Consider the following 12,329-nt stretch of genomic DNA (forward strand, 5'->3'; position numbering starts at 1 on the left):
CGGGCGGGTTGTTACCCATCATATAGCGAAACCTGCCGTGCGGATCGAGCCCTCGCTTCGCCGGCCTGATGGAGTGGACGATGAACACCATTCGCACCGCGATGCTGCTGGCGGCCATGACGGCGCTGTTCATGGGCGTCGGCTATCTGATCGGCGGCTCGGGCGGCATGATGATCGCGTTTCTGATCGCTGCCGGCATGAATCTGTTCAGCTACTGGAACGCCGACAAGATGGTGCTGCGGATGCATCATGCAGTCGAGGTGGATGAGCGCAACGCGCCCGAATATTACGGGATCGTGCGCGACCTTGCCGCGCGCGCCGGCCTGCCGATGCCGAAGGTCTATCTGATCGACAACCCGCAACCCAATGCGTTCGCGACCGGGCGCAACCCGCAGAATGCGGCGGTCGCGGCCACCACCGGCCTGCTCGACCGGCTGTCCTATGAGGAGGTCGCCGCGGTGATGGCGCATGAACTGGCGCATGTGCAGAACCGCGACACGCTGACCATGACGATCACCGCTACGCTTGCCGGTGCGATCTCCATGCTCGGCAATTTCGCCTTCTTCTTCGGCGGCAACCGCGACAACAACAATCCGCTTGGCATCGTCGGCGTGCTGGTGGCGATGATCGTCGCGCCTTTCGCAGCCATGCTGGTGCAGATGGCGATCAGCCGCACGCGCGAATATTCCGCCGACCGGCGCGGCGCCGAAATCTGCGGCAATCCGCTCTGGCTGGCCGCTGCCCTTGACAAGATCGCGCGAAGCGCCGAACGCATCCATAACCCCGACGCGGAGCGCAACCCGGCGACCGCGCATCTCTTCATCATCAATCCACTTTCCGGCGAGCGCATGGACAATCTGTTTTCGACGCATCCGAACACCGAAAATCGCATCGCCGCGTTGCAGGATATGGCGCGGCAGGGCGTCGGTGGCGGTGGAGGCGGGCAGGGCATGTCTGCGCCGCATGAGCCGCAACAGCCCCAAGCCGGCGGCCCTTGGGAAAATGCGGCGAGGCCCGAAGCCGAGGCCAAGCCGGCAAAGCCTCGTCCCGGCCCGTGGGGCCGCAACCCGACCGGGCCGAAGGGCCCATGGTCGTGACGGTGAACCAGCGACCGCAACGCGCAAGCAGACCGAAAAGAGAGACGGCTGCTCCTGACACGGCCGGGCCTGACGTGCCCGGCCTTGCCGCGCGCAAGGCTGCCGCAAAGCTGCTCGCAGCGGTCGTCGATGCCCGGACCTCGCTCGACGGCCTGGCCGACCATGTCCACGGCCATCCGCAGTTCCTGGCGCTCGACATGCGCGACCGGGCGTTGGTGCGCGCCATTTTGGTGACAGCGCTGCGCTATCGGCGCAGCATCGACGCTTTGATTTCAGCGCGGCTGGAAAGGCCGCTGCCGGCCAATGCGACGGCGCTGGCGCATCTATTGCATGTGGCAGCCGCCCAGATCCTTTTCCTCGACATTCCCGACAGTGCGGCAGTCGACGTCGCCGTCACCCATGCCAAGGCCGATCCGCGCACGGCGCGGTTTTCCGGTCTGGTCAATGGGGTTCTGCGTGCCCTTTCGCGCCGCAAGGAAGCGGCGCTGCCGGTGGTGCTGGCGCGCACGCAGGATGCGCCCGACTGGTTTTGCGAACGGCTGGTCTCGGCCTATGGCGAGGCGGTCGCAGGGCGCGTTCTCGATGCGCACAGGCTGGAGGCGCCGGTCGATTTCTCGGTGAAATCCGATCCGGAGGGCTGGGCGCAGAGGCTTGGCGGCATCGTGCTGCCGACCGGTTCGGTGCGGGTCGAGCGCCTCGGAGCCAATGTGCCGGACCTGCCGGGCTATCAGGAAGGAGCATGGTGGGTGCAGGACGCGGCGGCGAGCCTGCCGGCACGGCTGCTTGGCGATGTCGCTGGGCTGCATGTCGCCGATCTGTGCGCCGCGCCCGGCGGCAAGACCGCGCAACTGGCGCTGGCCGGGGCGCGGGTGACCGCGCTCGACAGTTCGAAGAACAGGCTGGCGCGGCTGCAAGAAAATCTCGACCGGCTCGGACTGCGGGCCGAAGCCATCCATGCCGACATCTTCAAGTTCGAGCCGGCCGCGCTGTTCGACGCGGTGCTACTCGACTCCCCCTGTTCCTCGACCGGCACGGTGCGCCGCCATCCCGACGTGCCATGGACGAAATCGGCGGCGGACATAGAGACGCTGGCCAATCTGCAGCGCCGCATGCTGCAGCACGCCGTGACTCTGGTGAAGCCTGGCGGGCGCATCGTCTTTTCCAACTGCTCGCTCGATCCGCTTGAGGGCGAAGTGCTGCATGAGGCTTTCCTGGCGGCCACAACCGATGTGATCGATGACCCGGTGCAGCCGGGCGAGATCGTCGCTGCCGATGCTTTCCTGACGCCGCGCGGCACGCTTCGTACCACGCCGGCCGACATGGATATGGGTCGGCCCGAAATTTCGGGACTGGACGGTTTCTTTGCCGCCCGGATGCGGCGGGCAAACTGAAAGCGGCCGATTTTCCGGTCAAGGCCGCCCTGCGAAAATCCGCCTTCGCATAGAGTCTTGAATCATATAAGCTTATTGGCGGCGGGCTTTGTTTTTTTGGAGGGTATTTCGTGTCGATGGCCGCGGGCAACACCGCGCGTCTCTGGACGCTCGTCGCCAAGGAGATCTGGCGCAAGACCCGGCGCCGCCTGCGCGCGGGACCAGTGTACAGATGGCGCTATACCGGCCGCACGCCCGAACGGGTGCTGATCGCGCCGCCTGATCTGAGGCTCGCCGACCAGCAGATTGCACTGGAAATCTATTATGGCCGCTATCCGCTTTCCGGCCATGTCGTGGAGACCGGTGGCCAATCGCCGTTCCAGATCGAGGTCGCCAATCGCGGCTGGCAGCGCTCGCTGCACGGGTTTCGCTGGCTGCGCCATATGCGCGCCGCCGGCACCGACCTTGCCGCAGCCAATGCCCGCGCGCTGGTCTCGGACTGGATCACCACCAATGGCGGTCGCATCGCCGGTGTCGCCTGGGAGCCGGCAATCACCGCCAGGCGCATCATCGCCTGGCTGCAGCATTCTTCCGTGGTGCTGCAGGGCGCGGAGTTTCCCTTCTACCGCGCCTATCTGAAATCGTTGGCGCTGCAGATCCGCTACCTGCGCTCCATGGCGCATGAAATGCCGGATGGCGAAGACCGGCTGCGCACGCGCATCGCGCTTGCCTTTGCGGCGCTATCGCTGCCGGCCGCGCCTTCCGCGTTGCGCAGCGCCAGCCGCCACCTTGCCGAGGAACTCGACCGGCAGATATTGCCGGATGGCGGCCATATCTCACGCAACCCGATGGTGGTGCTGGAACTTCTGGCCGACCTCCTGCCCCTGCGCCAGACCTACACCAACCAGGCCGAGACGCCGCCCGAGGCGCTGATCGGCGCGGTCGAGCGCATGCTGCCGGCACTGCGCTTCTTTCGTCATCAGGATGGCAGCATCGCCCGCTTCAACGGCATGGGGGTGACCATCCACGACCGTATCGCGGCAATCATGCGCCATGACGATACGGTCGGCGCGCCGCTGCTGCATGCGCCGCATTCGGGCTATGAGCGGCTGTCGATGGGCGACACCACGGTGATCGCCGATACCGGTGCCGCACCACCAACCGACGTCTCCGACAAGGCGCATGCCGGATGCCTGTCCTTCGAAATGTCCAGCGGGCGGCAGCATTATATTGTCAATGCCGGCGTCGATGCCTATGGCGCGGAGGAGTTTCGCCCGCTCGCCCGGGCCACGGCGGCTCATTCCACCGCCTGTCTCAACGATACATCTTCGGCCCGCTTCACCCATTCGGCCCGCGTCAACGGATTGCTGGGCTCGCCGCTATTGGGTGGCCCCCGCCATGTTCCCTGCGAGCGAACCGACGAAAAGGGCGTGCAGGGTTTCGTTGCCAGTCACGACGGCTATGTCGCGCGCTTCGGCATCTATCATGAGCGGGAATTGTCGCTTTCGGCAGAGGGTGCCATTCTGAGCGGCCTGGACCGTTTCGTCCGTTCCGGTGGCGCACGGCCGCTGGACAATGGCCAGGATCTGGTGACGATCCGCTTCCACGTGCATCCCGACATCGAGCTTTTCCGCAACGATAGCGGCCGGATGGTGCTTGCCTCGCAAGAAGCCGACGCGTGGGTGATGGACTGCGAGGAGGTCAGGCCGGAAATCGAGGAATCGATCTTCTTCGCCGGCCTAGGCGGTCCTCGCCGCAGCCGCCAGATCGTCCTGTCCTTCAAAGCCTCGCAAACGCCCGTGGTCCATTGGGAGTTCAAGCGCATGCCGCGAAACGGGCAAGCGTATGGGAACTGACGATTAAGTCGGTCCGTCACTCGAGACTGTAGACCTACGGCCTTTGATTTCCCAATGCGCTGTGATAGGCCGCACGCACCCTCTCGACATCATGAAGGACAAGCAGGATGGCCGTCCCCGCCAAGAAGATTCCCGCTCCCGACCTCGTTTCCGTGCGCCGCGCACTGCTGTCGGTTTCCGACAAGACCGGGCTAATCGAATTTGCGCAGGCGCTTGCCGGGGCAGGGGTGGAACTGGTCTCGACTGGGGGAACCGCCAAGGCGATTGCCGCGGCCGGCATTGCGGTGCGCGACGTGTCGGAACTGACCGGCTTTCCTGAAATCATGGACGGCCGCGTCAAGACGCTGCATCCTTCCGTGCATGGCGCGCTACTTGGCGTGCGCGACGATCCGGAACATGCGCAGGCGATGCGCGAGCACAATATCGCACCGATCGACCTGCTCGTGGTCAATCTCTATCCGTTCGAGGAGGTGCGCCGCTCCGGCGCGGACTATGCGTCGATCGTGGAAAATATCGACATTGGCGGCCCGGCCATGGTGCGAGCGTCCGCCAAGAACCACGCCTATGTCGCGGTGGTGACCGATCCGGAAGACTATGCCGCCGTGCTCAATGCGCTGGAGATGAACACCGGCAGCCTGTCTCTGGAATTCCGCCAGAAGCTCGCCGCCAAGGCGTTTGCGCGCACCGCCGCCTATGATGCGGCGATCTCGGGCTGGTTTGCCGAAGCGCTCGACATTGAACAGCCGGCCTGGCGCGCCTTTGGCGGCAGGCTCGAAAGCGTCATGCGCTATGGCGAGAACCCGCATCAGACGGCGGGCTTCTACGTCACCGGCGAGGAGCGGCCGGGTGTCGCCACCGCGCGACAATTGCAGGGCAAGCTGCTTTCCTACAACAATATCAATGATACCGATGCTGCCTTCGAACTGGTCGGCGAGTTCGACCCGGCGCAAGGAGCGGCGGTCGCCATCATCAAGCATGCCAATCCCTGCGGCGTGGCCGAAGCTGCGGATCTGCGCCAAGCCTATCTGAAGGCGCTGGCCTGCGATCCCGTCTCGGCCTTTGGCGGCATCGTCGCCGTCAACCGGCTGCTCGATGCCGAGGCGGCGGAGGAAATCGTCAAGACCTTCACCGAGGTCATCATCGCGCCGGAAGCTTCGGAAGAGGCGCAGGCGATCATCGCGGCCAAGAAGAATCTGCGCCTGCTGGTGACCGGCGGCCTGCCGGACCCGCGCAAATCCGGGCTTCTGGTCAAGTCGGTGGCCGGCGGCCTTTTGGTGCAGGGCCGCGACAACGCTGTCGTCGGCGATCTGGAACTGAAGGTGGTGACCAAGCGGGCGCCGTCGGCGCAGGAGATGGCGGATCTGAAATTCGCCTTCCGGGTTGCAAAGCACGTCAAATCCAATGCCATCGTCTATGCCAAGGATCTTGCCACGGTCGGCGTCGGCGCGGGCCAGATGAGCCGTGTGGATTCGGCCCGTATCGCGGCGCGCAAGGCGCAGGATGCCGCCGAGGCCGCGGGGCTAGCGGAGCCGCTGACCAAGGGGTCGGTCGTGGCGTCGGATGCGTTCTTCCCCTTCGCCGACGGGCTTTTGTCGGCGGTCGAGGCCGGCGCCACCGCCGTCATCCAGCCGGGCGGATCGATGCGCGACGAGGATGTGATCGCCGCAGCCGACGAGCATGGCATCGCCATGGTGTTCACCGGGGTGCGGCATTTCCGGCACTGACCGATCGTACCCTCCCCCCAAGGGGGAGGGTAAAGATCAGCGCCGCGCCTTGTCGGCCGGATAGGGCGTCGGCCACAGGATCGCCATGCCGCCCAGCAGGAAAAGCAGGATGGTGGCCATGCCGAGGCGCATCGAGCCCGAGGCAGCGGTGACGGTGGCGACTACGAACGGCGCTGCAAAGCTGGTGACGCGCCCAGCCAGCGCATAGATGCCGAAATAGCGGCCGGCCTCGTCGGCCGAGACGCTTCGGGCGAGGTACGAACGCGATGAGGCCTGCACCGGCCCGAAGGCAATGCCGATCAGCAGGCCGAAAATTATATAGGCCTTTTCGGCCGGTGTGCCGAACAGCCCGCCCGAATCCGCGCCCGGCAGTGGGAACAGGCCGAACAGCGTGAAGCCGGGTCCGGTCGAGACGATGCCGAAAGTGGCCACGCACAGCAGCACCAGCGAGATCATCACCACGGATTTGGAGCCGAGGCCGGTGTCGAGCCGGCTGGCGACGAGGCAGCCGAAGATCGCCACGACATTGAGGATGATGCCGAAGACGCCGATTTCGGTGATCGACCAACCGAACATGGCCGCAGCAAACACGCCGCCGAGGCCGAGCAGCGCGTTGACGCCATCCTGATAGACCATGCGCGCAATGAGGAAACGCAAGATGCCGCTGCGTCTTCTCACCTCCCCGAAGCTGGACTTCAGCTCGGCCAGGCCTTGGCGAACCGCCGGCAGGAGTCGCATGCCCTTGCCGCTGTCGGGGGTGAACAGGAACATCGGCAGGATGAAGACCAGATACCACAGTGCCGAGAGCGGCCCGGTCGCACGGGCGTCCTCGCCGAGCCTGGGATCGAGCCCGAACAACGGCTCCGTGCCGATGATCGTCCGCCCCGTCTCGGGCGAGCCGGCCATGAGCGCCACCACAAAGATCAGCACGATCATGCCGCCGAGATAACCGAGGCCCCAGGCGATGTTGGAGATCCGGCCGATCTGCGCTTTCGACACCAGTCGGGGCATCATGGAATCGTTGAAGACGACGGAGAATTCGGCGGCGACCGAAGCCAGCGAGAACAGAAGGATGACCGGTAGCAGCGGTGAACCCGGAGCCGCAAACCACAGCGCACTGAGGCAGGCGATCTTGATGACCGCGAAGAAGGCGATCCACGGTTTGCGCGGGCCGGTCTGGTCGGCGATGGAGCCGAGCACCGGCGACAGGAGCGCGATGGCAAAGCCGGCGATGGCCAGCCCATAGCCCCAGGCGGCCTGGCCCATGGCGGGGTCGGTTGCCATGCGCGACACGACATAGGGGCCGAAGATGAAGGTGGTGACCACGGTGAAGAAGGGCTGGGCTGCCCAGTCGAAGAACATCCAGCCCCAGATGCCGGCGCGCGAGGCCGTGCCGGGCGATCCGGAGGGGACCGCCGCTTCGGCAGGAGGCGCGGCGGTCTTTTGCGGGTCCGGTCTCAAACCGAGAGATCGCTCATCAGGCCGGCGGCGACCGACAGGCGCGACACGGTGATGTCGCCGCCCTCGGTCAGCCCCTGCAGGCGCTCGCGGATGCGCGCAATGCGTTCGCCGCCGGCTTCCAGCCAGGCAGCCACCGGATCGGCGGATTTGGCAAAGCCGGTCAGCGCCGATATGGCAATGCCCCGGCGTGCCGCATCGATCACGTCGGTGGCGCGAGATAGCGCCAGCCCGTCATAGTAATCCGACGGCATGATCGCGCGGGCGGCCTCTTCTATCCGCGCGATGCGGAAGGCGTCGCTGACGGCGAAGAAGGCGCGGGCGGCGAGGGTGATTTCAGCCCCCGCGGTCTTGGCGACCAACGCAATGTCGGGAATGAGTTCGGCCACGTCGGTCAGGGCAAGCCGCGTGGCAAGGCCCTCCGGCGCGCCGGCGGCAAGGAAGCTCTGCCGCCGCTCTTCAAGTGCGGCCTTGTTGAAGGCGGGCAGCAGGGAGCCCAGCTTCGGCTCCAGCGCCTTGCGGGCTTCGACCAGTTCGGCGATCCGCTCATCGACCGCGCCGCCACCGGTATCGTTGCGCAGGAACCAGCCGCTGGTGACGAAGATCAGCCGGCCGACCGCCTGATAGAGATCAAGCTGCACCTGCCCGTCCACGCGGTTGTCCAGCGCATCGATGTCGCGGTAAAGCGCAGGCAGGTCGAAACCGGCCCGCACCACCACGAATGCCCTGACCACATCGGAGGCGGTGCGCCCGGTCGCCTCCTGCAGGCGGTTGACGAAGGACGGCCCGCCGCGATTGACCACCTCATTGGCCGTCACGCGCGCGATGATCTCGCGCCGCAGCCGATGGCCGGCGATTTCGGCGGCGTATTTCTTCGCCATCTTTTCGGGGAAGTAGCTGCTGAGGTCATGCGCGAAATGCGGATCGTCGAGCAGGCTGCTGGTGACGATGTCGGAAAACAGCACGATCTTGGCATAAGCAAGCAGCACGCCGAGCTCGGCCCGGGTCAGCGGCTCGCCGCGCGCCTCGCGTTCGGCGAATGCGGTTGCGGAGGGCAGCGTCTCGACCGCGCGGTCGAGCAGGCCGCGCGCCTCAAGCGCTGCGATGAAGCGGGCCTGATGGGCGAGGTCGGCCAGGCCGCGCTTGCGCTGCAGCGAAAGCGCCAGCGTCTGCTGATAATTATTGGCAAGAACCAGTGCGGCGACCTCGTCGGTCATGTCCGCCAAGAGCCTGTTGCGGTTCGGATGGGTGAGCGTTGCCTTGCGCATGGCCGAGGCCAGCGCAATCTTGATATTGACCTCGACGTCTGACGAGTTGACGCCGCCCGAATTGTCGATGGCGTCGGAGTTGATGGCGCCGCCGGCTAGGCCGAATTCGATACGCGCGCGCTGGGTGACGCCGAGATTGGCGCCTTCGCCGACGACCCTGACGCGCAAGTCGGCGGCGTTGACGCGGATGGAATCGTTGGCGCGGTCGCCGACCTCCGGATTGGCCTCGCCGCTTGCCTTCACATAGGTGCCGATGCCGCCGAACCAGAGCAGGTCGACGGGCGCCGTCAGCACCGCACGCATGATCTCGGCGGGCGAGGCAACGGTCTTGTCGAGGCCGATCGCGGCGGCCGCCGCTGCCGGAAGGGTCACCGATTTCTGGCTGCGCGACACGATCAGGCCACTGGGCGAAAGCTTCGACTTGTCGTAGTCCTGCCAGCTCGAACGCGGCAACTCGAACAGCCGCTTGCGCTCGGCAAAGGAGCCGGCAGCGTCCGGATCAGGGTCGATGAAGATGTCGCGATGGTCGAAGGCGGCAATCAGTTTGGTTGCCGGCGAAAGCAGCATGCCGTTGCCGAAAACGTCGCCCGACATGTCGCCGACGCCGACCACCGTGAAAGGCTCGGTCTGGATGTCGCGGTTCATCTCGCGAAAATGCCGCTTGACCGCCTCCCAGCCGCCCCTTGCGGTGATGCCCATCTTCTTATGGTCGTAACCGGCCGAGCCGCCGCTGGCGAAGGCATCGTCGAGCCAGAAATCATGCGCCTGGCTGATGGCGTTGGCGGTGTCGGAAAAGGTTGCGGTGCCCTTGTCGGCGGCGACGACGAAATAGGGATCGTCGTTGTCGTGGCGGACCACATGCTCCGGCGTGACGACGCGATCACCATCGAGATTGTCGGTGACCGAAAGCAGGCTGGAGACGAAATTGACATAGGCCTTCTTGCCGGCCTCGAACACTGCCTCGCGGCTGCCGCCAACAGGCGGGCGTTTGGGGAAGAAGCCGCCCTTTGCACCGACCGGCACTATGACGGCGTTCTTGACCTGCTGCGCCTTGACCAGCCCGAGCACTTCGGTGCGGTAGTCCTGAGCGCGATCCGACCAGCGCAAGCCGCCGCGCGCCACCGGGCCGAAGCGCAGATGCACGCCTTCGACCTCCGAGCCATAGACGAAAATCTCCCGCCATGGCCGTGGCTCCGGCAGGCCGGTGATGCTGCGTGAATCGAGTTTGATGGCGAGCGACTGGCCCTTCTTTTCCGTTTCGGGAACGAAATGATTGGTGCGCAGCGAGGAGTCGATGAGGTTGAGGTAGCGGCGGATGATGGTGTCGTCGTCGATATTGGGCACCGCCTCGAGCGCATCCTTGATTGCCGCCTTAAGATGCTTGCTGGTGACCTCTCCTTGTGCCTGCGCGGCAGGATCGAAGCGGGCAACGAAGAGATCGAACAGAGCATGCGCGATCTGCGGATAGCGATTGAGGGCAGCGGCGATGAAATCCTGGCTTTGCGGAATGCCAGCCTGCTGCAGATAGCGCCCATAGGCGCGCAATATGCCGATGGAAGAAGAGGGCAGGGCGGCCGTCTGCGCCAGCGCATTGTAGCCGTCATTGTCGGCATCGCCATGCCAGACGGACAGGAACACCTCCTCGAACAAGGCGCCGCCATCGGCAAGGTCGATCGCCCGGCCAAAGGCGCTTTCAAGCTCCATGTCGTGGATGAAGACCGGATTGCCGTCGGCGTCGCTGACCTCGAAGGTGCGCTCGCTGATCACCCTAAAGCCCATATGTTCCAGGATCGGCACGCGCCGCGACAGGGCGACCGGTGTGCCGTGATGGTAGATTTTAAGTGACGCCTGTTCGGTGGTCTGGGCGACATCGCGATAATAGTCGACGGAGATGGGATGCTGGGCATCGATGCCGGCAATCTCGCGGGCATCGACAAGGGCGACGGATGGCGAAAAGCTGCCGCGATAGCTTTCGGGAAAACGCGAGGCTATTGCGGCGAGGCCGGCATCGATCCCGGAGGCGGATGCAGCCTCTGCCAGCGCATCCTCCCAGGTGCGGACAATGTCGCGGAGCGCGGCCTCGATCGCCTTCTGCTCGACCTTCGGTGTCTTGCCGCCGGAACGGCCGATGATGAAGTGGACGCGCGCCAGGCCGCCTTCGGGGAAGGCCGGATAATAGGCGGAAAGGCGACCGTCGAATACCGTCTTCAGATAGTCGCCGATGCGTTCGCGCACGACGCTGTCGTAGCGGTCGCGCGGCACGAAAACCAGCACCGAGACGAAGCGGTCGAACTGGTCGACGCGCACGAGCGCACGCACGCGCGGCCGCTCGATGAGGCCGAGAATGGCTTCGGCATGCTTGCGCAGGGTCGGTGTGGCGATCTGGAACAGCTCGTCGCGCGGATAGGATTCCAGCACGCTGATCAGTGCTTTGCCGGAATGGTCGGCAGGATCGAAGCCGGATTTGGCGACGACCGTATTCACCTTGGACCGCAGATAAGGGATCTTGGCGACCGAGCGCGTATAGGCGGTGGAGGTGAACAGGCCGACGATGCGCAATTCGCCCAGCAGCGCGCCCTTGGCGTCATAGGTCTTGACGCCGACATAGTCGAGATAGGCGCGCCGGTGCACCAGCGACTTGGCGTTGGCCTTGGTGACGATGAGCGGATCGGGGCCATGAAGGAAGGCCCGGATTTCGGGCGTGGTGCGGTTGTCGGGCTCGGCCTCGCGGCGCAGCACCAGCACACTGGAATCGGCCAGTATGCCAAGGCCGGGTTTGTCGACGCGGTTGAGCGTGCCGCTTTTCTCGCCGCCCGAATAGCGGAATTCGCGCATGCCGAGGAAGGTGAAATTGTCGTCGCGCAGCCATTCCAGGAAGGCGATGGCTTCGGCCACCGCATCCTTTTGCAGCGGCAGCGGCGCGTAACGGTATTCCGAAATGGCCTGATCGAGGCGCGCCAGCATCGGTTTCCATTCGGTGACGGCGGCGCGGACCTGGCCGACGACGCGCTGCAGCCTTTCCTTCAGGCCCCGGGCCTGATCATCTGTCAGCGATCTGATGTGGACATGGATGACGCTGACCCGGTTCGCCCCGTGATCGATTTTGACAGAGCCGCCCTCGCCGAGGATTTCTTCGACCCCGTTCCTGCCGTGGCGCACCGCAAGGACGGGATGGGTGACGAAGCTTGCCTCGCCGGCCGTTTCGGTGATCTCGCCGAGGACCGAATCGAACAGGAACGGCATGTTGTCGTTGACGACGGTGACGACGGTGAGCGGGCGGCCGTCAAAGCTCACACCGGCGTTACGATCGATGGCGATGACGCTCTCGCCCTTGCGATGCCCGGCGAGCGCCTGTTCGGCCAATTCGGCCGCCTTGGCCAGCGAGGCGGGATCATAGGCATTGACGTCTTCATCCGGCGCCCGTGCAAGCAGATAGTCAGCCAGCCGCGGCGGTTTTTCGCCAAGCTTCGGCGAGGAGAATGATTTCCCTGCCGCTGATTTTGCTTTCAGATTGGATGGCATGACGATCAAATCTCCCCCGTCACATGCTTTTATG

6 protein-coding genes are annotated in these 12,329 nt (G+C 65.1%); 4 read left to right on the forward strand and 2 right to left on the reverse strand.

What is annotated here, in order from left to right; all coding sequences use genetic code 11:
* The first annotated feature begins 80 nt into the window (after positions 1-80).
* The 4 genes from htpX to purH all read left to right on the forward strand — a co-directional run bounded on the left by htpX (position 81) and on the right by purH (position 6,047).
* A complete protein-coding gene (gene htpX / locus EET67_RS03840) occupies positions 81-1,097 on the forward strand; it encodes a zinc metalloprotease HtpX (protein WP_128624903.1) in 1,017 nt (338 codons plus the stop codon).
* Positions 1,088-2,488, forward strand: a complete 1,401-nt coding sequence (locus tag EET67_RS03845; RefSeq protein ID WP_128624904.1) for an RsmB/NOP family class I SAM-dependent RNA methyltransferase — start codon at positions 1,088-1,090, stop codon at positions 2,486-2,488. Before htpX ends, EET67_RS03845 begins: the two co-directional genes overlap by 10 nt.
* Positions 2,489-2,604: 116 nt before the next feature.
* Positions 2,605-4,323 (forward strand): heparinase II/III family protein, encoded by a 1,719-nt coding sequence (locus EET67_RS03850; protein WP_170313212.1) that lies wholly within the window; start codon positions 2,605-2,607, stop codon positions 4,321-4,323.
* Between the two features lie 107 nt (positions 4,324-4,430).
* Positions 4,431-6,047: a bifunctional phosphoribosylaminoimidazolecarboxamide formyltransferase/IMP cyclohydrolase gene (gene purH, locus EET67_RS03855; protein WP_128624906.1), complete on the forward strand. Its 1,617-nt coding sequence runs from the start codon at positions 4,431-4,433 to the stop codon at positions 6,045-6,047.
* A gap of 36 nt (positions 6,048-6,083) precedes the next feature.
* On the opposite strand, the gene EET67_RS03860 is transcribed toward purH, so the two are convergent.
* Positions 6,084-7,409 (reverse strand): MFS transporter, encoded by a 1,326-nt coding sequence (locus EET67_RS03860; protein WP_128625091.1) that lies wholly within the window; start codon positions 7,407-7,409, stop codon positions 6,084-6,086.
* Between the two features lie 95 nt (positions 7,410-7,504).
* Positions 7,505-12,295 carry an NAD-glutamate dehydrogenase gene (locus tag EET67_RS03865; protein ID WP_128624907.1) on the reverse strand — a complete coding sequence of 1,597 codons (4,791 nt, stop codon included), beginning with the start codon at positions 12,293-12,295 and terminating at the stop codon, positions 7,505-7,507.
* Positions 12,296-12,329 lie beyond the last annotated feature (34 nt).

It is taken from the genome of Borborobacter arsenicus, from assembly GCF_003934165.1.
In the GTDB taxonomy this organism is placed as follows: domain Bacteria; phylum Pseudomonadota; class Alphaproteobacteria; order Rhizobiales; family Rhizobiaceae; genus Pseudaminobacter; species Pseudaminobacter arsenicus.

Excerpts from the sequence above, each read along its gene's own strand:
- htpX (WP_128624903.1), top strand. The coding sequence starts at position 81 with ATGAACACCATTCGCACCGCGATGCTGCTGGCGGCCATGACGGCGCTG.
- EET67_RS03845 (WP_128624904.1), top strand. The coding sequence starts at position 1,088 with ATGGTCGTGACGGTGAACCAGCGACCGCAACGCGCAAGCAGACCGAAA.
- EET67_RS03850 (WP_170313212.1), top strand. The coding sequence starts at position 2,605 with ATGGCCGCGGGCAACACCGCGCGTCTCTGGACGCTCGTCGCCAAGGAG.
- purH (WP_128624906.1), top strand. The coding sequence starts at position 4,431 with ATGGCCGTCCCCGCCAAGAAGATTCCCGCTCCCGACCTCGTTTCCGTG.
- EET67_RS03860 (WP_128625091.1), bottom strand. The coding sequence starts at position 7,409 with ATGTTCTTCGACTGGGCAGCCCAGCCCTTCTTCACCGTGGTCACCACC.
- EET67_RS03865 (WP_128624907.1), bottom strand. The coding sequence starts at position 12,295 with ATGCCATCCAATCTGAAAGCAAAATCAGCGGCAGGGAAATCATTCTCC.